Origin of the sequence: Aeromonas sp. ASNIH4 (assembly GCF_002934425.1) — a bacterium.
Classification (GTDB): Bacteria; Pseudomonadota; Gammaproteobacteria; order Enterobacterales; family Aeromonadaceae; genus Aeromonas; species Aeromonas hydrophila.
Genome location: NZ_CP026217.1, coordinates 3588483 through 3611521, shown reverse-complemented (window position 1 = coordinate 3611521; position 23039 = coordinate 3588483). Strand labels below are relative to the sequence as shown.

At 50.6% G+C, this 23039-nt stretch carries 16 protein-coding genes and 1 pseudogene; 15 read left to right on the top strand and 2 right to left on the bottom strand.

Annotated features, from left to right (window positions below):
• Window positions 1–8 precede the first annotated feature (8 nt).
• Entirely contained in the window at window positions 9–932 is a 924-nt protein-coding gene (locus tag C2U40_RS26205) for a hypothetical protein (RefSeq protein WP_043852025.1), read from the bottom strand.
• A 481-nt stretch (window positions 933–1413) separates the two neighbouring features.
• On the opposite strand from C2U40_RS26205, the gene C2U40_RS16620 reads away from it, so the two are divergent.
• The 3 genes from C2U40_RS16620 (at window position 1414) to C2U40_RS16610 (ending at window position 3839) form a co-directional block, all read left to right on the top strand.
• Window positions 1414–1590 carry a helix-turn-helix transcriptional regulator gene (locus C2U40_RS16620; protein WP_102989266.1) on the top strand — a complete coding sequence of 59 codons (177 nt, stop codon included), beginning with the start codon at window positions 1414–1416 and terminating at the stop codon, window positions 1588–1590.
• A gap of 428 nt (window positions 1591–2018) precedes the next feature.
• Entirely contained in the window at window positions 2019–2687 is a 669-nt protein-coding gene (locus tag C2U40_RS16615; RefSeq protein WP_102989264.1) for an inovirus Gp2 family protein, read from the top strand.
• A 123-nt stretch (window positions 2688–2810) separates the two neighbouring features.
• Window positions 2811–3839: a Fic family protein gene (locus C2U40_RS16610; RefSeq protein ID WP_103828739.1), complete on the top strand. Its 1029-nt coding sequence runs from the start codon at window positions 2811–2813 to the stop codon at window positions 3837–3839.
• A gap of 32 nt (window positions 3840–3871) precedes the next feature.
• Here the strand turns inward: C2U40_RS16610 and C2U40_RS16605 are convergent, their stop codons facing one another.
• Window positions 3872–4348 carry a DUF4113 domain-containing protein gene (locus tag C2U40_RS16605; RefSeq protein ID WP_233768785.1) on the bottom strand — a complete coding sequence of 159 codons (477 nt, stop codon included), beginning with the start codon at window positions 4346–4348 and terminating at the stop codon, window positions 3872–3874.
• A gap of 94 nt (window positions 4349–4442) precedes the next feature.
• Between C2U40_RS16605 and C2U40_RS16600 the strand changes: the two are divergent.
• The 12 genes and pseudogenes from C2U40_RS16600 to C2U40_RS16545 all read left to right on the top strand — a co-directional run.
• Window positions 4443–4637 (top strand): annotated as a pseudogene (locus C2U40_RS16600) (IS3 family transposase); the annotation flags it as partial.
• 254 nt (window positions 4638–4891) lie between these two features.
• Window positions 4892–5095 carry a helix-turn-helix domain-containing protein gene (locus tag C2U40_RS16595; protein ID WP_102989261.1) on the top strand — a complete coding sequence of 68 codons (204 nt, stop codon included), beginning with the start codon at window positions 4892–4894 and terminating at the stop codon, window positions 5093–5095.
• Between the two features lie 27 nt (window positions 5096–5122).
• Window positions 5123–5716: a DUF1819 family protein gene (locus C2U40_RS16590; protein WP_233768784.1), complete on the top strand. Its 594-nt coding sequence runs from the start codon at window positions 5123–5125 to the stop codon at window positions 5714–5716.
• Window positions 5713–6306, top strand: a complete 594-nt coding sequence (locus C2U40_RS16585) for a DUF1788 domain-containing protein (RefSeq protein ID WP_102989257.1) — start codon at window positions 5713–5715, stop codon at window positions 6304–6306. The genes C2U40_RS16590 and C2U40_RS16585 overlap by 4 nt, the downstream gene beginning before the upstream one ends.
• Before the next feature lie 29 nt (window positions 6307–6335).
• The gene (gene brxC / locus C2U40_RS16580) at window positions 6336–9884 is read left to right on the top strand and encodes a BREX system P-loop protein BrxC (protein ID WP_181014924.1); all 3549 of its coding nucleotides are present in this window, start codon (window positions 6336–6338) and stop codon (window positions 9882–9884) included.
• Window positions 9881–10942 carry an AAA family ATPase gene (locus C2U40_RS16575; RefSeq protein WP_102989255.1) on the top strand — a complete coding sequence of 354 codons (1062 nt, stop codon included), beginning with the start codon at window positions 9881–9883 and terminating at the stop codon, window positions 10940–10942. Before brxC ends, C2U40_RS16575 begins: the two co-directional genes overlap by 4 nt.
• Entirely contained in the window at window positions 10939–11481 is a 543-nt protein-coding gene (locus tag C2U40_RS16570; RefSeq protein WP_102989253.1) for a hypothetical protein, read from the top strand. Before C2U40_RS16575 ends, C2U40_RS16570 begins: the two co-directional genes overlap by 4 nt.
• A 4-nt stretch (window positions 11482–11485) precedes the next feature.
• Window positions 11486–15037 carry a BREX-1 system adenine-specific DNA-methyltransferase PglX gene (gene pglX / locus C2U40_RS16565; protein WP_102989251.1) on the top strand — a complete coding sequence of 1184 codons (3552 nt, stop codon included), beginning with the start codon at window positions 11486–11488 and terminating at the stop codon, window positions 15035–15037.
• Between the two features lie 2 nt (window positions 15038–15039).
• Window positions 15040–16923 carry a DUF262 domain-containing protein gene (locus C2U40_RS16560; protein ID WP_102989249.1) on the top strand — a complete coding sequence of 628 codons (1884 nt, stop codon included), beginning with the start codon at window positions 15040–15042 and terminating at the stop codon, window positions 16921–16923.
• The gene (gene pglZ / locus C2U40_RS16555; protein WP_102989247.1) at window positions 16920–19433 is read left to right on the top strand and encodes a BREX-1 system phosphatase PglZ type A; all 2514 of its coding nucleotides are present in this window, start codon (window positions 16920–16922) and stop codon (window positions 19431–19433) included. The genes C2U40_RS16560 and pglZ overlap by 4 nt, the downstream gene beginning before the upstream one ends.
• A gap of 14 nt (window positions 19434–19447) precedes the next feature.
• On the top strand, window positions 19448–21517 hold the full coding sequence (brxL, locus tag C2U40_RS16550) for a BREX system Lon protease-like protein BrxL (protein WP_102989246.1): 2070 nt from the start codon (window positions 19448–19450) through the stop codon (window positions 21515–21517).
• A gap of 433 nt (window positions 21518–21950) precedes the next feature.
• A protein-coding gene (locus C2U40_RS16545; RefSeq protein ID WP_099368947.1) for an IS3-like element ISKpn10 family transposase occupies window positions 21951–23038 on the top strand; the annotation gives its coding sequence in 2 pieces (ribosomal slippage) (window positions 21951–22203 and window positions 22203–23038; 1089 coding nt in all).
• The last annotated feature ends 1 nt before the right edge of the window (window position 23039 follow it).

Below are 23039 nucleotides of genomic sequence, written 5' to 3'. Positions count from 1 at the left end.
AAGGCGGACTAGTGTCCGCCTTTCTTTATTTTTTCGTATTCTTCTCGAATCAGTCTTGTGACTACCTCATTTTTTCTTCTATCTGTGTTTTCACATACAAAGTCTAGTTTTTTAATAATATCTTCAGATAGAACAATGCTTACCGCCTTTTTGCCATTGTTTTTATCACGATATGCCTTTTGTGACCAAGCTGATTTCATTTTTGCTAGCAATAACTCTCTTCTATCTTCAGAGTCGTTTAGTAAGTCGAAGGTTGTTATTATTCCATTTATGTGATTTTTTGGATGCCCATTTTCGACAAACCATATCGGATTGCTACCTTTGTAAAGGTAGTTCCAAGCCCACTCTTTATTATTTGAGTCTGCCCATTGGACAACATCACGTATCTTACTTACGAATATCCACTTTTCTTTTAAAGTATTAAGAATGGCGCTTTTTATTTTTGGTTCATGATCCAACAAATCAAAAAAACAAATAATAGATGCTTTCTTTGCTTTACTATCTTTTGGCAGGAGTGGAATTTTCATTATCTCAAAAAGATAGCCATCAGTTGAATTTTGACCTTTTCCTGTATTAAAAATATCTGCCTTATCTATATAGATATTGTTGTGTGGTGTTGATGATTTTAAAACTCTAATATAAGACCAAATATAATCGCATAGCCTTTCATTTTCTGTATCAATCCAGTCAAAGTTGTTTATTTCCATGCATTCAAAATTGATGTAATCAATCAATTTAACCTTGTTAATATCTTGTTCGAAACTAAAAATCTTATATGCAGAACGGTTTAATATAGCGCTGGCGTTTTTTTGAATTGCATTTAAAAAGGTATTTTCATCATAAATATGGTTGAAGTCTACATTAGGTATCACTTTTGACAGATAGTTTATTTGTCTATTTGTAAGGCCAATTGAATTTATTATTTGAGCCATCTTAATATCCCACCCTGTTATTACTTAGTAATTCAATGAACTTTTGTTGTCATTTTGTCGTTATTTTATGACTTTTTATTGCGTGATTTTCAATTTAATTGTGTCATATTTTTGAATCAGATCACTTAAGTTAGATGTTCTATCTATGCTGGATTTATGTTGTTTAAGGCTCAATACTACGTAAAGTGCTTATGGCTTTGTGCTGCAGTCATTGTGTCTACCTGGAACAAGAGTGCATCACTCATCCGCTTGGTCTTGTAACAGTAATGAAGGGGTTGAGCTGTTATCTAGATATCCATTTTGAATAATAAAGCGTTACTCTTATGTATGACCATAAATGTCATATGCTGTACAAGTAATGCTTTTATGTATGTTGCAGGAATTATAGTGCGGTGTGTCCTGTAGTTGTTTTTGCTGGTGCTCTGGTGAGGCATGTTTTTTACATGTGGGCATTCTCCTATGTACGACAAAGGAGCTCATCATGAAACTAATTAAATTGAAAGATGTCATGGCAATGACATCACTCTCTAAGGCATCTGTTTACCGTCAGATGAATGACGGGAAATTTCCCGCATCAGTCAAGATCGGCCCAAGATCTGTTGCTTGGGTTAGCTTTGAAATAGAGTCATGGATTGAAGAGAAAATAAATCTTCGCTAGGGCTAATTTCTGAATAATAATTTGAACAAATTAGCTTGTTGCTCATGCTACAAGTCTTGTCCTATCTGGGATAAGAGTTTTCAAGCTGGTTTGATATTCAATGCATTTGTGTAGGTAATAGTAATATATGTTTTAAGTTGAATGAATGTGTATATTTAAACTCAATGACATCTTCATTGGTGGTATATTGAAAGCTTATGAAGCTGCCTGCTTGAACCATGCTAAGCAATAGCCATCGTTTATCATGGTAGTTTAATTGCTCTATTCCGTATTCAAAGAAAGTGTTAATCGCATCTATACACAAACTATCCTGGTGATTACACCAGTTAATAGACCGTGTTTGAAACATACTACGGCACTATCCGCAAAATACATCCATCACGATTTAAACCTTCAATGTCTATCAACAATCTATTGGGAGAGTTCAAATGTCTATTTCTATAGAAGAGTATGTCCTGCTTGCTCAGCAGTTCTACGAAGGTCGGAACTATAGCTTTAATGTGGATAATTTAGAGAAAATCCTCTCTGTATTGGAGAACGCTCTTAAGCATTACTCCAGAGTATTTGCCTTTCGAGTTGATCTCCGTTTTCAACAGGACCCTGCTTTTGGAATGTATTTAGCATTAAAGCCTGAGTCGGGCTCAAGGATACTTAAGGAGTTCTTTTCAAGGCTTAAATGGCTCATTGAGTGCGATGAGTCAGAACGACGTTATGAAGGAAAGAGGGTTCATTCGACTGAGATTAGATACGTTTGGGCTAAGGAGCAAACAGCCGATGCTCCCTGTCCTCACTATCACATGATGTTTTTTTTAAATAGGGATGCTTACTACAAATTAGGGAACTATGAATCTGAAAGAATGAACCTTGCTAATAAAGTAAGAGTAGCGTGGCACAGCGCTGTGAGTGATGAAAATATCTCTCTGCAAGATTGTAAAAAAATGGGATTGGTGCATTTCCCCAAGAATGCTGAGTATCTCATTGAGCGGAATGATACCGAGTCACTCAAGAAGATGTTTGTGCGGGCAGCCTATTTGGCTAAAAACGAGACAAAGAGACGCGGAGAAGGATACCGCTGTTTCGGGGGGAGTAACATTTGAAGGCTTATTGGTGTTGATAAAAAGACTTTTACTGCAGTTTTAGATGGCATCAGATCCGGGAGTTTCTGCTCCCGGATCTGTTAAGCTAACCCTCATTTGTTATCGCATCAGTTGGAGTAACCCATGGCAGCTTATTCCCCTCCCTTCACCCTGACCCACGCCATGTTGAGTCGGGTGGCGGAGATCGCCGAGTTGGTGGGGCAGTGGCGGTTTGCTCAGAGCTCCCAGGTGCCGATGCTGCGTCGAGAGAACCGGATCCGCACTATCCAAGCCTCCTTGGCTATAGAGCACAATACCCTGAGTGTCGAGCAGGTGACGGCAGTGATTGAGGGGAAGACGGTGCTTGGGCTTCCACGGGAAATCCAAGAGGTCCATAATGCGTTTGCGGCCTATGAAGCAATGCCTGATTGGGATCCGGCTTCAGCGGAAGACTTACTTGGTGCTCATGGACTCCTGATGCGTGGACTCTGTGATGATGCGGGTCACTGGCGTAGCGGTGGCGTAGGTATCTATCGAGGCGAGCAGTTAGTGCATATGGCTCCCCCTGCGAACCAGGTCCCTCGTCTAATGGGACAGCTATTGACTTGGCTGGCTGAGACCGAGGCTCATCCGCTGATCGCTTCCTGTGCCTTGCATTATGAGTTGGAGTTTATTCATCCCTTTGCGGATGGAAATGGTCGGATGGGACGTTTATGGCAGACGGTGATATTGAGTCGCTGGCAGCCAGTAATGGCCTTCTTACCAGTGGAGACGGTGATCAAAGCTCGGCAAGATCACTACTATCAGCAGCTAAGTCAGGCTGATAGTCGCAGTGATTGTACCGAGTTTATCCTCTTTTTACTGGAAGCGCTGCGCGATGCGCTGGCCCAGGCGATTGCGATTCAACCAGCAGCAGTATCACCTCATCAGGAGAAAATGCGGGTAGAAATGAAGGTTGAAACGCAGGTAGAAAAGCGGGTCAAAACACCCCAGGCCATCTTGGCGGAACTGGCGGCTGAGCCGACCATAACGCTCAAGCAAGTTGCAGAGCGGATTGGCAAGTCGACCAGTACAGTGGAGAGAGCTGTTGCCGTGCTGGTCAAAGATGGACGATTACGCTTTGTTGGACCGCGTAAGAGCGGACGTTGGGAGGTACTGGATCCTGACGCGTAAACCATCCAGCCCCGCAACTAACCGACTCAGGACTACATCGCCACCGGCAGGTCCTCCCAGCGTGTAGTGTAACAGGGGCTCAGGTGATCTTGTCGCATCATCCACTCAGGCGACCCCGTGCCTTGGCTGGCAAAGCCTACGCGCCCCAATCCCTTGGCTTTGATCTGGTCCATCACTGTCATCAGCGCGTCCGATTGAGCGGAGGACGGGGCAAACAGGTCAGCCTGTTGCTGCCCCTTGGGGGTGAACTCACTCAGCATGACCCCGCCTTTCTGATAGCGGTAACCATCGCGCCAAATCTGCGCTAGCAGCACGTTCACTTGCTGCAGCAACAACCGGGTGTCATCGCTAGGGCAAACTAGCCGAACGCCAGCCTGCTCACTGTAGTAAGGCGCTCGTTCATCAAAGGGGCTGGTTCGCACGAACAGGTGCACCCGCTGGCAACACATCCCCTCGGCCCGCAGCTTCTCGGCTGCGCGAGCCATAAAGCCTGACAACGCTTGGGCCATTTCTCCACGGTCAGTCACGCGCTCACCAAAGGAACGGTCACTTTTCAATCGGCGAAATTAGCCAGAGTGGATCAGTTTTCGGTCAGCGTTGACAATTCGCTTCGTCATGCCGAGCGAACGACATCGGGTTGACGATAAAGGGCTGCTGGCGAAACGAGATACTGTGTATCAAGCAGCCAAAGCGAAGTATCCAGCTAGATGGGGTGGTAAGACGCGAGGTTGGACACCGAGTGGCGCAGTGATGCTGAATCCTGAGCGAGCGGAACCAGAACAAAAACAGGCGGCTTAATACTGGTTTACGCGACAACTATCTTGAAAAACGCAGCTCTCGGAAACCTGGCCATTTTTGCGCACTGTTCAGCACTCATATCGACCTTATTAGCAAAAAATCGGCTTAAATCGGCAAAGACCGTTTGACATCAGGTGATGGGTTTATATCATCACCAAATGATTTAATCGGGATAGATCCGTCTGTTTTCACTTACTTGCCTCTGACGAGCACATGGATGAACCCCACAGTCGCCCCTATGAGGAGCTTGATAAATGGCTGAGATGGAAGACCGTTGGTTATCGATAAGTGAGATCTGCAAGTACCTCGGGGTCAGCAATGACAGTGTGTACAAGTGGATTGATAAACACGAAATGCCCGCGCATCGTATGGGCCGCCTCTGGAAGTTCAAGAAGGATGAGGTGGACAAATGGGTAAAGGCCGGTGGCGCTGCAGACCAATATAAAAAGGAATCCTAACCAAGAATGAGTAACGATAGATACAGCATGTCATTTACAACGGGCAGTCTATTTCACCGTGAATCGGTGGAACTGACCGCGCTGTATCTTGATCTTGGCGATTGGAGCTCTGTTCGAGACAAGGTCATCGCAGAAAATCTACTACAGACCCGAACACTGAATACGCTCAAACGAGTCTGTCGTGAAATCATCTCTCGACTCAGAACGTTGAGCTCAGACGAACTTGAATTCCTTGTTGAGGGCAGTCACCAAGAGCAGGCTTATCTCCTGTGGCTCGCCGTTTGCCGTCGGTACAGATTTATTGCTGATTTTGCCGTCGAAGTGCTTCGAGAGCGCTACATCACACTGAAAAGCGACCTGACCCACGAGGATTTTGATTCCTTTTTCAACCGGAAATATGAGTGGCATTTGGAGCTTGGTGAGATCACCCCGGCGACACGAGGCAAATTGCGGCAGGTTTTGTTCAAGATGCTTCGCGAGGCAGATCTCTTAACGGCCAACAGCATGATACACACAGCAATGCTCAGTCCAAAACTGCTGAGTCTGATCCAACGAGGCAGCCACAGGGATATTTTGCACTTCCCTGTATTTGAATCCGATGTGAAGGGGATGAAACAGTGACAGCGGATATAGCCAGATTTCAGCATCTCTTTGCTGTGATCTCGGGCCAACGTTTTCTCAATAAGCAAGGGCTCGGCAACGAGGTCCCGTTCTTTATCTGTCCCTATAAGCCGGAAGAGTCTGTCGAAATGGAGCGGCTCCAACGTCAGCTGATCAATCGTCTTGAACAGGTCGGCATTCGGATTATGGAGATCAATTTGTATGATCTTTCGATAGAAATCCTCAAAGAACGCGACATCTGGGACCAGATTGTCGAGATGGAGGATTCCGTCTCTAAAGAGCAGCTCAAAGAACTGTTGCAGGGCGTACTGGACCCCGAAGCGCATCTCGTTCCGGCCATGGCAGCCAAGTTGGCAAGCACCGATTTCGAGGTTCTTTTTTTATCCGGCGTTGGCGAGGTGTTCCCTTACATCCGCTCGCACAACGTGTTGAACAATTTGCAGAGCACGGCGAAAGAAAAGCCAACTGTCATGTTTTTCCCGGGTGCCTACACCCACACCCTCGAGTCTGGCGCTTCGCTCGATCTCTTCGGAAGGCTGCATGACGACAAGTACTACCGGGCATTTAACATCTTTCACTGCGAAGCCTGATTTTAATAATGAGATACGAGGGAAGCGTGATGACTCTTAAGACAATTTTTAACAAGCCAGTTGACCGCCCGATTGAAGGAGTCATCAAAGCTGACGATGAAGCCAGCCTTCGCCTCGAGATTGAAGAATACGTTCTGACCAACGAAGTCGAGAAGCGGCTTGAGTCCTTTCTCGATGCCTACAACAACTATCAAGGTGCCAATGGCGTTTGGGTGTCCGGTTTCTTCGGGTCAGGTAAGTCCCACCTGTTGAAGATGCTGGCGCTCTTGCTCGAAAACCGTCAGATCGACGGTGCCTCGGCTCTTGATCTGTTTCTGCCCAAGTGTGGCGACAACGAAATCCTTCGCGGTGATCTTAAGCGAGCTGTTGCCATTCCATCGAAAAGCATTCTGTTCAACATCGACCAGAAAGCGGATGTCATTAGCAAGACCCAGATCGATGCGCTCCTCGCGGTCTTCGTCAAGGTCTTTGACGAGATGTGCGGTTATTACGGCAAACACGGACACATTGCCCAATTTGAGCGTGACCTCGACAGCCGTGGTCTCTATGACCAGTTCAAATCGGCCTATGAATCCATTGCGGGCAGAACGTGGCAACGGGGACGTGAACAGGCGTTACTCGAGGCAAAAAATATTGCTAAAGCGTATGCCCAGGTAAATGGTGGTGACGAGGTATCCGCCATGGGGATACTCGATAAATACCGTAGCCAATACCGTGTCTCAATCGAAGATTTTGCCGAACAGGTGAATGCGTATATCGAGCGGCAATTGCCTGATTTCCGTCTGAACTTCTTTGTTGATGAGGTCGGCCAGTACATTGCTGACAATGTTAAGCTGATGACCAACCTCCAGACTATCGCCGAGAGCATGGCCACCAAGTGCCGGGGCCGTGCATGGGTCATCGTGACCGCCCAGGAGGACATGGGCGCGGTTGTCGGCGAGATGGGCAAGCAGCAAGGCAACGACTTCTCGAAGATCCAGGCGCGGTTTGCCAACCGCATGAAACTGACCAGCGCCGACGTGGCAGAGGTTATCCAGAAGCGTCTGCTTATGAAAACCGAAGAAGGCATTGGCCTGCTCTCGGACATTTATCACGCACAGTCCAACAATTTTAAGACCCTGTTCGACTTTGCCGACGGCTCGCAAACTTACCGGAACTATCAGAATCGGGATCACTTCATCCACAGCTATCCATTCATTCCGTACCAGTTCGCACTTTTCCAGTCGGCCATTCAAAATCTTTCGCAGCATAACGCCTTTGAAGGTAAGCACCGCTCAGTGGGCGAGCGCTCGATGTTGGGCGTATTCCAACAGGTCGCGATCCAGATTGGTGACCACGAAATTGGCCAATTAGCGACCTTCGATCTGATGTTCGAAGGTATTCGTACCGCGCTGAAATCACAGATCCAGAAAGCGGTTATTCAGGCGGAGAGCCATCTCGACAATCTTTTTGCCGTCAAACTGCTCAAGACGTTGTTCTTGGTTAAGTACGTTAAGGAGTTCAAACCAACCGTCCGTAACCTCTGCGTCCTGATGCTGGACAGCTTTAATCAGGACCTGCCCGCTCTTCGCAAACGGATTGAAGAAGCTCTCAGTCTTCTCGAGCTGCAGACCTATGTGCAGCGCAATGGCGAGCTTTACGAATACCTGACCGACGAGGAAAAAGACGTCGAGCAGGAGATCAAGAACACCGAGGTAGAATCGTCAGACGTTGCCGCCGAACTTGAGAAGATCGTGTTCGACTACGTCATCAAACATCGAAAGATCCGTTACGACGCTTCTGACAATAAAACAGGGGGGCAGGACTACCCGTTTTCCAGGAAGCTCGATGATCGACTACATGGGCGAGAATACGAGCTAGCTATCCATGTCATCAGCTCATTCCATGAGCATGCAGAAAACGAGCAAATGCTGCGCACAAGCTCAACCTATAAATCTGACGAGTTGTTCATGGTTCTACCGACAGATGAGCGGTTGATGCGTGATCTCCTCATGTACAAGCGGACGGAGAAATACATTCGACAGAATATGTCGATCACCCAACATGAGGCGGTGAAGCGCATCCTGACCGACAAGGGCTTCCAGAACCGGGAACGGTATGCCGAATTGCAGCAGCGCGTTCAAATCCTGATGGGAAAGGCAAAGTTGTTTGTGGCGGGTGCTGACATCGAAATTGGTTCAGAAGATGCGCAAACCCGGGTGCTGCGTGGATTCCACGAACTCATCTCCCGTGCCTATCCGAACCTTCGCATGCTGCGCGGCATCACCTATACCGAGAACGATATTGCTCAATGTCTTAAAGCCTCACAGGAAGGGTTGTTCGGTAACGACGCTACCTCTCTGGCCGAGTCCGAACAGGAGCTGTTGGCGTTTATTCAGAGCAACAATCGAGGAGGGGTGCGTACCACACTGAAGAGCCTGCTGGAAAAATTCGAGCGCAAACCCTATGGCTGGTACTACGCGGCCGTGCTTTGTACCCTGGCCAACCTCTGCGCTCGCGGTAAGGTTGAAGTCCGTACCGACGGCAACTTGCTGGAAGAGGATGCGCTGGAACGGGCGCTACGTAATACTCATGGTCATAGCAATGTGGTGCTGGAACCCCAAGTCGAATTTACCCAGTCTCAGGTACGAGCCCTGAAAGCGTTCTATGAAGAGTTCTTTGATGCTCCGCCAGCAGCCAGCGAAGCCAAGGCCCTCGGCAAAGAGGTGGGCACAGCTTTTCAGGACTTGATCCATCAGCTTAACCCGTTGATTGCACAGCTCGCCCAATATCCTTTTCTCAATGCGTTGATGCCAGTGATAGAGAAGCTCAAAGAGCAGGTGGGGAAACCCTACACTTGGTACCTGACTGAACTTGGCCGGCAGGAAGATGGGTTGCTGGATATGAAGGACGACACCATCGACCCCATCCGCAAATTCATGAGCGGCCCACAGAAAGCGATCTTTGACCACGCGCGTCAGTTTGTGCAGGCCCAAGAAGCTAACTTTACCTACGTGCCAGGAGATGAGGTAGCGGAGATAACCGATAAGCTGAAAGATCAGCGTTGCTTTACAGGCAACCGTATTCAGCAGGTCAAGGCACTAGTCGATTCGCTGGCGGCGAAAATAGATCAAGCTGTACAGCAAACGCGCTCACATGCCATAGACACTCTGCACACTATGCAGACCCGTATGCAGAGTATGGAGGAATATCAGAAGCTCCCACAAGCGCGACAAGCCGAGCTGGACCAGCCCTATGGGGATTTGATCGCCGATATCAACCAACAGCGCTTGATTGCCGTTATCAACGACCGGTTAAGATGCTTTGAAGAGCAGGGTTACCAAAAGCTCCTCTCTCGGATGGTCGATCTTGCCACCCCGCGACCAGCGCCCACCCCAGCAGTGCCATCAGACGACCAAGATGACGATACTCCGCCGCCTCCACCGAAACCTAAGGTCGAATACGTCAATGTCCGCCAGGTGCGGGCAAGTTACGACAAAGCCTGGTTGGCTGATGAGGCCGACGTAATGCACTACCTGGAGTCCATGCGCAAGGCACTGTTGGATGAAATCCGTAAAGGGAAAAGGGTTCAGATATGATTACCAACCTGACGCTGAAGAACTTCACCCTCTTCAACGACCTGTCTATCGACTTTTCCGCCAAAATCAATGTGATTATTGGTGAAAACGGGACTGGCAAAAGCCATCTGCTTAAAGCGGCCTATGGGCTTTGCACCGGTGCGCCCCTGTTTAAGAACAAACCTGATATCGGCGACGATGAGCTCGAAATGGCGCTGACCGCTAAGCTGCTGCGTCTCCACATGCCTCTGGACGAAAAACTTGGCAAGATGCATCGCCAGGGCGCGACCGATCAGGCCTATTTGGCGGCGACGTTCGCTGGGGGGCAGAAAATCGCCGCAACCTTCTTCAACAACTCCAAGGCACTGGCTATCCAGGAACGAGCCAACTACGAGCAGTATCTGGCTGAGGCGGTATTCATCCCGACCAAAGAAGTCCTCTCATTCATGAAGGGGTTCAACAGCCTGTATGAAAAATACGGACTGTCCTTTGATCAGTCATATCAAGATGTTTGCCTATTGCTCGATCTGCCGGAGATCCGCACCGAAAATCTGCACGAAAAGTCGAAATGGGCGATGGAGCAGATTGAACAAGTATGTGGCGGGAAATTTATTTTCTATGGCGGCGGCAAGGTTACCTTCCGTACAACACATGCTGAGTATTCCTCGAATGCCATGGCAGAAGGATTTCGCAAGGCGGGCATGCTCGCACGCCTTCTAGAAACGGGCGCTATTCAACCCGGCACCAGTGGGCCTTTGTTTTGGGATGAACCTGAAACTAACTTGAATCCCAAGCTGATGAGGCTGTTGGTGGAGATCCTGCTGGAGCTGGCGCGCAATGGCCAACAAATCATTCTGGCAACCCACGACTATGCGCTGCTCAAGTGGTTTGATCTGCTGATGGATCAAGGTAAAGAAGACCACGTGCGTTTCCACGTGCTCTTTCGTGATGAGAAAGGCCATATCCAAGTAGATAGCGTCGACGATTACCGTGCAATCACCCCTAATGCTATTGCCGACACATTTAACGAAATAACCAAAGCGCAGGTAACTAAAAAAATGGGTAGCTTGGGCAAATGAGCGCAAGAATTAACACGAAACTCAGAGAACGCGACATCGAAATCGACTTCACCGATGCGATTGACACACTCGTATTCGATCAAATGAGGTCCGATCAGCCCAACTATCACGGTATTGGCGAAATGCATCGTGTGGATTTTATCGTCGAGCTTGATAGGGCCATTCTGTTTGTTGAAGTGAAAGACCCGGGTAATCCCAAAGCCCAGGAAAAGGGACTTCAAAAGTTCATGGAAGAGCTCAACAACGGAACGTTAAGCTCGACATTTGCTTCAAAATTTATTGACAGTTTTTTCTATCGCTGGGCCGAAGGCCGGCTTTCAAAAGACGTTTATTACCTCAGCTTGGTCACCCTTGAGGGTGAGGTATTGCCAAATTTATCAGATGAAATCGCCAAGAAGTTATCGCCGGTGGGCAAAGGTTCGCCTCGTTGGCAAAGACACCCAGTTCAGAATTGCCAAGTTTTTAATATCCAGACATGGAATGAAAATTTCCCCAAATGGCCGGTCACCCGCTTAGCAGCTGCAACCGGAGGAGCCTAAAGAGATGGAAACACAAAAATTAAAACGATTCGCGCAACATGCTAGGCGAGCTCTGATGGAACAGGTTTTCGCCAAGTTCACGCTAGTGCTGGATGCAGAAAGCGCAGCACGCCGTGAACATGCGGCTGCAGTGAGAAAGCTTGAAGAAGCGATCAAAGACCAAGGCAAAGACCAGGTTATCGACCGGGTGGCTTACATCTGGTTTAACCGCTTCTGCGCCCTGCGCTTCATGGATGTGAACCGCTACAACCGGGTCAGTATTGTCTCTCCAGCCGACCCCGGTCAGTTCCAGCCTGAGATCCTGGCCGAGGCTAAGATGGGTCATATCGACGACGAGATGGTTCCGGAAAAGACACGCCAGCAGATCTTCGCCCTGCTCGATGGCCGTGCGCCTAGCCGCGACCCGCAGGGGGAGGCCTACCGCCTACTTGTGGTGGCGGCCTGCAACTACTGGAACAAGGCCATGCCGTTCCTGTTCCAGCGCATCGACGACTACACCGAACTGCTGATGCCCGACGATCTGCTCTCGGGCAACTCCATCCTCGCCTATACCCGTGAGGCGATGACGCCGGATGCCTGCGAAGATGTCGAGGTAATCGGCTGGCTCTACCAGTTCTACATCTCCGAGAAGAAGGACGAGGTGTTCGACGGCCTGAAGAAGAACAAGAAGATCACCCCCGAGAACATTCCCGCCGCCACCCAGCTGTTCACCCCGCACTGGATTGTCCGCTATCTGGTGGAGAACTCTCTCGGCCGCCTGTGGCTGCTCAACCGTCCCGGCTCGAAGCTGGTTGAGAAGATGGACTACTACATCAAGCCAGAACAGGCGGAGACCGACTTTCTGCGCATCAGCAAGCCGGAGGAGATCAAGATCTGCGACCCAGCCTGCGGCTCCGGCCACATGCTCACCTATGCCTTTGACCTGCTCTACGCCATCTATGAGGAGGAAGGATATGAGCCAGCCGACATCCCTTCGATGATCCTCACCCATAACCTGTACGGCATCGAAATCGACGAACGCGCCGGGGAGTTGGCCGCCTTTGCCCTGACCATGAAGGCGCGCGCCAAGCAGCGGCGCTTCTTTAACAAAACCGTCAAGCCCAATATCTGCGTGCTGGTGAATGTCCACTTCGAGGAAGGGGAAATCGAAGAGTATATGGACTTTGTCGGGCGCGATCTGTTTACCGCTCCGCTGCAAACCACGTTGCGTCAGTTCGAAGAAGCCGACAACTTTGGCTCCTTGATCCGGCCAGAACTCGCCGATGTGGCGGGCATGATGCAAGCACTGCAGGCCAAGGATGTTTCGGGCCAGTTGTTCCTAAGAGCCACCCATGACAAGGTGTTGCAAGCCCTGCATCAGGCCGAGTTCTTAAGCCCCAAATACCATGTGGTGATTGCCAACCCTCCGTATATGGGCAGTGGTGGAATGAATGAACGGTTAAAAGCTTGGAGTAAAATGCAATTCCCTGATTGTTGGGGGAAAGGTCGATCTGATACCTTCGCTTTGTTCATTTCCAGAGCATTTTCAATGATTCATCGAAATGGGTTCTCGTCGATGGTAACAATGGAAAGCTGGATGTTTTTGGATACATATAGATCTCTTCGGGAAAACCTCCTTAATGACACGACTTTTTTGTCATTTGTACATATGCCTTACCTTGGAAAAGGTGGTACGAGCATGGGGATAAATTTCGGAACTGCTGCATTTGTTATTAAGAATTCGCCTGACTCACAGTTTAAAGGACATTTTTCATGCGTTCGATATTTCGAAACGGATGAGGCGGGCGTTCCGTATTCTTTCCCGGTAAATAACGAACGTCTTTCGAAAGTATCTTCAGAAGACTTTAAGAAGCTTCCATCAATGCCCATATCCTATTGGCTTAGTGATGCGGCAAAAAGTTGTTTCGATAAGTTTCCAAGTTTTTCAGATAAGGCCGTGGCGTGCCAAGGTTTGTCTACCACGGACAATGGTAGATTTGTCCGTGACTGGCATGAGGTTAGCTTTGAACAGTGTGGCTTTGAAATATCTGATTGTAAGGCAGCGGCTGCATCAGGGAAGAAATGGTTTCCAATGGATAAAGGCGGGGATTATCGGCGATGGTTTGGGAACAATTTTGCAGTTGTTAACTGGCAGTATGATGGAAAGGAAATACGGGACAACATAATTCGTAAATATCCATACTTAAAAGGAAACCCTGACTTTGTAGCAAAAAACCCCAGTAGATATTTCCAACCCGGCATCACGTGGGGAAAGATTACAAGTGGTTCTTTTAGTGCCAGATTTTCACCGCAAGGATCTATTTTTAGTGATGCTGGCATGAAGGCTTTCACTCTTAAAGAAAATGCTACACCCCTTCCTATTTTGGGACTTCTTAACTCTAAGATTGCGACATTTTTTCTATCAGCATTCTCAGAAACAATGAATTATGAGCAAGGAAATATTGCTCGACTACCGTTTGCTGAGCTGTCAACGGATCACTTGCATTCAATTGTTAATGTCTCAAAAGCAGATTGGGACGCTTATGAAATTTCTTGGAACTTCATTGGGCTACCGTTGTTAGATTTCGGTTTCCGCCAGCCAACCCTAAATGCCACCTACCAGACGCTCCGCTCTCACTGGCGGGAGATGACGTTGGAGATGAAGCGGTTGGAAGAAGAAAACAACCGTATTTTTATTGAGGCTTATGGACTGCAGGATGAGTTGACACCCGAAGTGCCGCTCAACGAAATCACCCTGACCTGCAACCCGCACTACCGCTACGGTGGCGACAAGAGCGAGGACGAGCTGGAGGCGTTGTTGCTGGCTGATACTCTACGCGAGCTGGTTTCTTACGCCGTGGGTTGCATGTTTGGCCGCTATGCGCTGGACAAGCCGGGGCTGATCCTAGCCAACCAGGGTGAGACCATCGAGGACTACCTGAAGCGGGTTCCTGAGCCGAGCTTCCCGGCCGATGGCGACAACGTCATCCCCATGCTCGATGGCGACTGGTTCACCGACGACATAGCCGAGCGCTTCCGCAAATTCCTGCGCGTGGCTTTTGGCGAGGAGCACTACGAGGACAACCTTCGGTTCGTCGAGCAGGGGCTGAATATCAAGGGCAAGCGTAACTACGGCATTCGCGACTACTTCCTCGGCGAGTTCTACACCGACCATGTAAAGCGCTACAAGAAGCGCCCTATCTACTGGCTGTTCAGTAGCCCCAAGGGGAGCTTCAACGCACTGATCTACCTGCACCGTTACCGCCCAGATACCGTCAGCGTGGTGCTCAACGACTATCTGCGTGAGTTCCGCACCAAACTCACCTCGCACAAGAATCATCTGGAGGCGGTCAGCATCAGCGCCAGCAGCAGCCAGGGCGAGAAGACCAAGGCCCTGAAGGAGATCGAGAAGATCACCAAGATGATCGCCGAGATGGAGGACTACGAGCGCGAGGTGCTGTACCCGCTGGCCACCGCGCAGGTGGAGATCAACCTCGACGACGGCGTCAAGGTCAACTACCCCAAACTCGGCGCGGCCTTGAAGAAGATAGTCGGCCTGGATGCGAAAGAGGACTGAGCATGGCTGGCGAATACGAAAAGGCGATTACTATCCAGGAGGCGATTGCGGCCATTAATGGTGGGGACTATCTGTTGCCCGCCATTCAGCGCAAGTTTGTCTGGAGCAGTCACCAGATCTGTGTGCTGTTCGATTCCATCATGCGGGGATATCCGATTAACTCCTTCATGATGTGGGAGGTGAACAGCGCTGAAATCAAGAACGACTACAAGTTTTATGAGTTCCTGAAGTGCTACTGCCAGCGCTTCAGTGAGGAGAATCCGCATAAGCCGACCACTGCCAGTTATAAAAACTTCAAGGCCATCATCGACGGCCAGCAGCGCCTTACCTCATTGTATATTGGCTTATGTGGCACTTATGCTTACAAGCAACCACGGGTGTGGTGGCCGACAACTCGGGATGACAAGCTGCTGCCGCCACGCAAGTTGTACCTCGACTTGGCACAGGCTGTCGACTCGCAAGACAACGAATCACTGATGCATTACAACTTTAAATTTCTGACCGACGCCCAGTACAAGAGCGCCTTGGCGGCATCGGATAGTAAGCATCACTGGTTTTGCCTGCATGACATCCTCAAGATGCCGCAGGTTGATGGTGGCAACCATATCTGGAACAAGGTGACCAAGCCTTACCTGGAAGCCCATAACTTGCAGGCGAATGAGTTTGCTGCTGACACCTTGGGTCAGTTGTATGACGTCATCCGTTCGCAGCGTATTGTTCATTACTTCAATGAGAGCAGTCAGGAAATAGACCACGTGCTGGATGTGTTTATCCGCACCAACAGTGGTGGTACCAAGCTGGACTTTTCTGATCTGTTGATGTCGATTGCGGTAGCAAACTGGGATGGTGACTTCCGTCAGGATGTGGATGGGCTGATTCGTCAGATTCATCAAAGCGCCGATATTGGTTTCTACATGGATCGCGACTGGGTGCTCAAAGCCTGCCTGGTGCTTATCGGTGCGGACGTGCGGTTTAAAGTGAAAAATTTCAGTGCCGAGCAGGTTCGCCAGATCCAGGACGCATGGTCTGAAATACGTGACTGCATACTGGAAACACTGCGGCTGATCCGCCGCATGGGCATTAACTCCCAATCGCTGACATCCAAAAATGCGGTGATCCCGATTTGTTACTACCTGTACAAAAAGCAGGTTGGCAATGGATCTCTCTTCAAGAGCATAAACAATCTTTCCAAGCATAATGAGCAGCGAGACCTGATCAGTCGCTGGTTTTATATGGCGCTGCTTAAAGGGGTATTTGGTGGGCAAGCAGATACCATCCTGAAATCGATGCGTGATGTGTTGGATCAGCATATGGACGAGCAGTACTTCCCATTGCAGCAGGTGGTGGAGCGATACACGGCAACCAACAAGGATTTGCGGTTTGATGATGAATACATGGAGAGCGTGCTGAATATTGAGCATGGCGAAGGGCGCTGCCGTGCACTGCTGCATTTGTTGTTCCCGGAAATGAATGCAACGGAAGTATTTCATATTGATCACTTGCACCCACGTAGTCACTTTGACAAGAAGCGTTTGGCTAAAGTTGATGCCCTTCTCAATAATTCTGAGCTAATGGAGTTTTATGCGGATTCCAGCCATTGGAACACTATTGCCAATCTTCATCTGCTGAATGACTCCCAGAACCTGAGTAAGTCTGATCGGCCACTGAAGGAGTGGCTTGAGGACTCTTCTGTTCATCTGACAGCTGCAAACCTGCTGGTAGAGGGTGTCGATCTGGGCTTTGAGGCTTTTCCGGAATTTTTTGCCGCGCGCAGGGCCGCGCTTAAAGAACGGCTGAAAAGTCGTGTGTATATTTCGCAGTCTATCCCGGCTGAGCCGGAGCCTGAAGATCAGGATGAGGAAGTGGTTGAGGATGTTTTGGCATGATTAGTCAGATTGAGCGTGCGCTGGTGAAGCTCTTCGACCGGCACAGGATCGTCTTTTGGTACGACGCCAAGCAGGAGTTGCGTGGTGACTTCGAGGCGCTGCAGCTACCGGGCGTCGAGAAGCTTACGCTTGCTAACAACGAATACGGCATCAAATACAAACTGCTCCGTGAGCAACCGGAACAGAAATTCCTGCTCTACCGTGAAGGCCCTCAGCCTGCCGATCTGGATAACTGGCTACTGGATGTGCAGCTGGCCCACGGCGAGTTCCGCACCGACCAGGTAGCCATCTGGCTGTCCGAACTTGAGCTTGGCCTAGAGTTCACAGACGTGGTGCAGGCCCACGCAGAGTTTTTCCTGGCGGCCAAGCGTAAGGATGCCCTCAAAAAGCAGCTTAAGCCTGACGATAGTGCCGGACAGATTCGCCTGAAGATGCTGGCGGTATGCACCGGCAGCGAACCGCGTATGGACGCGGTGGTAGAAAACCTGCTGCAGGAGCTGGCAGACGGCCGGGATGAAAAGATCAAGCTGGTCGGCCGCTGCAGCCTGGACGATTTCCTCTGGGAGCAGATGACCCGCTGCTATGGCTACAAGTCCGACGAGCCGGGCATCCGTGATTTTGCCATTGAGCTGTTTAAGTCCTGCTACGCGATGACCGTGGGTGGAGGGGGTACTGACGGCCGGGTGAAACTGACCGGCGATGCCCTGGTATTCCTCAAGCGCTGGAAGGACAGCCGCCAGTTCGAAGAGGGCTTTGAGATCCTCTCGGGGGAGTGCGCCGAGGTGCTCGGGATTGAGCAGGATTTGGCCAAACGGGATTTCCGCGAGTTGATCGAGTTGGATTATTTCCACCTGATCGACCAGAAGATCATCAGCGACCTGGTGCGGGCGGTGGCAGCTCGCACGGCCTCCAGCGGTGATGTGGCGATCTGGGTTCGCCAGCGGCGGCAAGGCCACTGGTATCGCGAATACCGGCATATGTACGAGGCGATCGATTACGCCGCCCGGTTCACCCACGCTCTGGGCGAGGCCAAGCTCGATATGGACAGCTTAGCTGACGGTGTGCAGCGCTACAGCCGCTTTTGGTATCAGCTCGATCAGCTCTACCGCAAGTTCACCTACCATGTACGTATGTCGGGACAGACGTCGCTGATGGGCAGCCTGACCGAGCAGATCGAAAACCTCTACTCCAACAACTACCTTCTGAAGCTGGGCGACCGTTTCCAGAGCTTCGTGGATTCAGCATCGAAGTGGGAAGCCTTTCCAGTGCGCCAGCAGAAGGCGTTTTTCGAGCACTGGGTCCGGCCATACCTGCGCAAGGACAACAAGGTCTGCGTTATCATCTCCGATGCCATGCGCTTTGAGATCGGCGATGAACTGCTGGGCCTGATCCGCCAGGAAGACCGCTACAAAGCCGAATTAGAACCGATGCTTTCGATGCTACCCAGCTACACCCAACTTGGCATGGCGGCGCTTCTGCCCAACAAGGCATTGGCGATTGCCGACAATGAAACCGGCACCGTGCTAGTGGATGGGCAAAGCTCTCTGGGAACGACCAACCGGACCAAGATTTTACGTGCAGCCTTGCATGACAGAGGTGAAGCGATCACGGCTGAAGACTTTATGCAGCTGGATCGCGATGGCAGCAGAGAGTTATTGAAAAATAATGATGTGCTCTACATCTATCACAACCGAATCGACCATACCGGCGACAAGATGCATTCCGAGGGACAAGCGTTTGAGGCAGTAGAAGAAACGCTGGGCGATATCGTCAGGCTGGTGAAGAAACTGACCGCGGCGAATGCGAACAATATTCTGGTCACCGCCGATCATGGTTTCATCTACCAGCATAGACCGCTGGACGAGAGCGATTTTGCCAGTGATGAGGTTAAGGGTGAGGTGATTCTGTACCGTGACAGGCGTTTCGTGCTCGGCAAGGGGCTTGCTGAGTCGCCCAGTCTGCACAGCTTTTCGTCTGAACAACTGGGACTTACCGGTGAGGTGGCGGTACAGACCCCCAAATCGATTAACCGTCTGCGCCTGAAGGGCTCCGGCAGCCGCTTTGTGCATGGCGGCGCGTCGTTGCAGGAGGTGGTAATCCCGGTGCTAAAAATCAACAAGAAGCGCCAGAGCGATGTTACCGCCGTCGAGGTGGACATTCTGCGCGGAGCCAGCTCGGTGATCACCTCCGGACAACTGGCGGTGACCCTGTACCAGGCCGGACCGGTGACGGACAAGATACAGCCACGTGTGCTGCGAGCGGGCATCTACACCGAGGCAGGCGAGCTGATCTCCGACAGGCACGACCTGATCTTTGATCTCCACTCGGACAATCCACGGGAGCGGGAGCTACAGGTGCGCTTTGTGCTGACCCGCAAGGCCGATGAGGCCAATGGCCAGGAGGTTATTCTTCGGCTGGAGGAAAAACACACCGGGACTTCACATTACAAAGAATACAAGTCGCTCCGGTACTTGATGCGGCGCTCATTTACCAGCGACTTCGACTTTTAAAGGACGGGTGATCGATGAACGAACTTGACCAAAAAATCAACACACACTTCCCGGGGCTCGTTGTCCGTAAGGATCTCGTCAAGACGGTCAAGGGTAACGCCATCGTTCCCTCCTATGTGCTGGAATACCTGCTGGGCCAGTATTGCGCCACCAGCGATGAGCCGACCATTCAGACCGGAATTGAGACGGTCAAGGAGATCCTTGCCAAGCACTATGTTCACCGGAATGAAGCCGGGTTGGTCCGCTCGAACATCAAGGAAAAGGGGCGATACAAGATCATCGACAAGATCAGTGTCGATCTGAACGACAAGAAGGATGTCTATCAGGCGCAGTTCTCCAATCTGGGCATCAAAGAGGTCCTTGTTGATTCCGTAACGGTGAAAAAGCACCCCAAGCTCCTGGTTGGTGGCGTGTGGTGTATTGCTGATCTGGAATATGAGTTTACCGATGACACAAGCATCAGCCCCTGGATTTTGTCGACTCTCAAGCCGATCCAGCTCTCCCATTTCGATTTCGACGGTTACGTTAAGGCCCGCAAACAATTTACTACTGATGAATGGATCGACCTGCTGGTGCAAAGTATCGGCTTTAACCCGCAGATGTTTGGCAAGCGCAGCAAGCTAACCCAATTGGTCCGTCTGATCCCGTTTTGTGAGCGCAACTACAACCTGATTGAACTTGGCCCCAAAGGGACCGGAAAATCGCACATCTACTCGGAGTTCTCGCCGCATGGCATCCTGATCTCGGGCGGTGAGGTCACGGTTCCCAAGCTGTTCGTGAACAACTCTTCCGGAAAGATTGGCTTGGTCGGCTACTGGGATTGCGTCGCCTTCGATGAGTTTGCCGGAAAGCAAAAGCGCGTGGACAAGGCCTTGGTTGACATCATGAAGAACTACATGGCCAACAAGTCTTTCTCGCGAGGCGTCGAGACCCTGGGCGCGGAGGCTTCCATGGTGTTCGTGGGCAACACCCAGCACACCGTGCCCTACATGCTCAAGCACTCTGATCTGTTTTGCGAGCTACCCGACAAGTTCTACGATTCCGCGTTTCTGGACCGCATCCACTTCTACATCCCTGGCTGGGAGGTCGACATCATCCGGGGTGAGATGTTCTCCAGTGGTTACGGCTTCGTGGTGGACTATCTGGCTGAAATCCTTCGCTCGCTGCGCAATCACGATTACTCGGACCGTTACAAGGAACACTTCTCTCTCTCTTCCGATATTTCGACGCGGGACCGCGATGGTATCAACAAGACATTTTCCGGCTTGATGAAGATTCTTTTCCCGCAGGGGGAGGCGACTGAAGAAGAGGTCGAAGAACTGCTGCGGTTTGCGATTGAAGGTCGCAAGCGCGTCAAAGACCAACTGATGCGCATCGACTCCACCTACGGCAAGGTCCGCTTTACCTATCACGACAGCGATGGCCAAGCCAAGCCTGTCACCACGCTCGAAGAGGAGGAATACCCCGGCTACTACCACAAGACCATCGCCGAGGGTAAAGACGGAGAAATCGTAGAGGCCGCGCAACCGGATTTGCCAAAAAGTCCATCTGAGCCCCTTGTTCTGACCGAGCCAGTTCTCAAGGAAAAACACCTCACATTCCAGGAGAACCAGAAGGGCCTCTCATTCGATACGCTGCTCGGCCCTTATCTCAAGTGCGCGACAGCAATCACTGTCACCGATCCGTATATCCGCTTGTTCTACCAGGTGCGTAACTTCATGGAGTTTCTGGAGACCGTGGTCAAGCACAAGGCTCCGGATGAGGAGGTCTCAGTGCATCTGGTGACGACGGAAGACGAGTTCAAAGGCGAACAGCAGAAGGAGAACTTCGAGAAGATGGAGGCGTCCGCCAGTGCGGTAGGTATCAACTTCACCTGGGCGTTCGACGGCACCGGCACGATCCATGCCCGCCACATCGTGACCGACCATGGCTGGAAAATCTCCCTGGATCGCGGCCTAGACATCTTCCAGCACTACGAGATGAACGATGCGTTCAGCTTCGTCAATCGTTTGCAGCAATTCAGGCCTTGTAAGGCGTTTGAAGTGACGTTTATTAAAGCCGGAGAACTTGACTATGGTCATTGAGTAGATAAACAACATTTAAAGCTTTTTTTTACAACCACCAAAAGCAATAAATTCGCGAAATTGAGACATTTTAGGTTTAATTTTGCTCAACTAAATCGGAAATCAAGTAGTCACAAGCTGCTTCTACTCATACCTATCAATCAGCATCAAAAAATGAACAGGGTTAGCTGGCTGATTTCATACTTTGTTTGAATCGGTAGGCATCGTTCATTTTGTCGATGATCTCGCCGGGATGGAGATACCACACCGCTGCTATCTTCTCATCAGTGTCGTTGTGCTTCCTTCCAACGGAAATAGCCCCTCATACCGAGGGGCTGGCTGTGGGGCATGCGCAGGTTATCATGGCTCAGGTATGGCTACCCGGTAATCCCCCCGAAAAACCAGGGTGCTCATAAGTAGAATTTTCCCGTACCTTGAACGCAGGAGGTTCTACATGAAAACATCACGCTTTAGCGATACCCAGATCATCGCCATCCTCAAACAAGCTGAGGCTGGAGCTCCCGTCCCGGAGCTCTGCCGCGAGCATGGCATAAGCACGACCACCTTCTACAAGTGGCGTTCCAAATTCGGGGGGATGGATGCCTCCCTCATGGCTCGACTCAAGGAGCTGGAGGACGAAAACCGCCGCCTCAAGAAGATGTACGCCGAGGAGCGCCTCAAGGCAGAGATCATCACCGAGGCCATGGCAAAAAAGTGGTAACGCCATCTGCCCGCCGGGAGATGGCGACCAAAGCCGTGACTCACTACGCCATATCCATCCGTCTGGCTTGCCGGATCTTCAAGGTCAGTGAAAGCTGCTATCGCTATCAGCCCGTGCTGGTCGATGAAAACCAGGAAATTGCCGATTGGCTGCTACGTATCACGGCCAGCCAGCGCAACTGGGGCTTCGGGTTATGCTTTTTGTACCTGCGCAACGTCCAAGGCTTTGGCTGGAATCACAAACGGGTATACCGGATCTATCGGGCGCTGGAGCTCAATCTGCGGATAAAACCCAGGAAACGGTTGGTTCGGGCTAAGCCAGAGCCGTTGGCGGTTCCCGACCAGCCTAATCAGTGCTGGTCGATGGACTTTATGCATGACCAGCTCAGCGATGGCCGCTCGGTGCGGCTGTTTAATGTGATCGATGACTTCAATCGTGAAGCGCTGTGCATCGAGGTGGATTTCTCCTTACCCGCCTCACGAGTCAAACGGGCGCTGGAGCAGGTGATCACGTGGCGAGGTAAGCCCGCCATTATCCGATGTGACAATGGCCCGGAATACATCAGCGAAGAGCTCAAGCGATGGGCGAAACAGGAGGGGATAACCCTGGGCTATATCCAGCCAGGAAATCCGCAGCAGAATGCCTACATCGAACGGTTTAACCGCACGGTGCGCTACGACTGGCTGGGCCATTACCTGTTTGAGTCACTGAATGAACTACAGGAGTTTGCCACGAACTGGCTGTGGGTTTATAACCATGAGCGGCCCAATATGGCGCTGGGTGGCTACACGCCGAAACAGCGTCTGGCACAGGCCGCATGAC

Excerpts from the sequence above, each read along its gene's own strand:
- C2U40_RS16590 (WP_233768784.1), top strand. The coding sequence starts at position 5,123 with ATGTCATTTACAACGGGCAGTCTATTTCACCGTGAATCGGTGGAACTG.
- C2U40_RS16615 (WP_102989264.1), top strand. The coding sequence starts at position 2,019 with ATGTCTATTTCTATAGAAGAGTATGTCCTGCTTGCTCAGCAGTTCTAC.
- C2U40_RS16570 (WP_102989253.1), top strand. The coding sequence starts at position 10,939 with ATGAGCGCAAGAATTAACACGAAACTCAGAGAACGCGACATCGAAATC.
- pglZ (WP_102989247.1), top strand. The coding sequence starts at position 16,920 with ATGATTAGTCAGATTGAGCGTGCGCTGGTGAAGCTCTTCGACCGGCAC.
- C2U40_RS16595 (WP_102989261.1), top strand. The coding sequence starts at position 4,892 with ATGGCTGAGATGGAAGACCGTTGGTTATCGATAAGTGAGATCTGCAAG.
- C2U40_RS16560 (WP_102989249.1), top strand. The coding sequence starts at position 15,040 with ATGGCTGGCGAATACGAAAAGGCGATTACTATCCAGGAGGCGATTGCG.
- C2U40_RS16605 (WP_233768785.1), bottom strand. The coding sequence starts at position 4,348 with ATGGCCCAAGCGTTGTCAGGCTTTATGGCTCGCGCAGCCGAGAAGCTG.
- C2U40_RS16620 (WP_102989266.1), top strand. The coding sequence starts at position 1,414 with ATGAAACTAATTAAATTGAAAGATGTCATGGCAATGACATCACTCTCT.
- brxL (WP_102989246.1), top strand. The coding sequence starts at position 19,448 with ATGAACGAACTTGACCAAAAAATCAACACACACTTCCCGGGGCTCGTT.
- C2U40_RS16575 (WP_102989255.1), top strand. The coding sequence starts at position 9,881 with ATGATTACCAACCTGACGCTGAAGAACTTCACCCTCTTCAACGACCTG.
- C2U40_RS26205 (WP_043852025.1), bottom strand. The coding sequence starts at position 932 with ATGGCTCAAATAATAAATTCAATTGGCCTTACAAATAGACAAATAAAC.
- C2U40_RS16610 (WP_103828739.1), top strand. The coding sequence starts at position 2,811 with ATGGCAGCTTATTCCCCTCCCTTCACCCTGACCCACGCCATGTTGAGT.
- pglX (WP_102989251.1), top strand. The coding sequence starts at position 11,486 with ATGGAAACACAAAAATTAAAACGATTCGCGCAACATGCTAGGCGAGCT.
- brxC (WP_181014924.1), top strand. The coding sequence starts at position 6,336 with ATGACTCTTAAGACAATTTTTAACAAGCCAGTTGACCGCCCGATTGAA.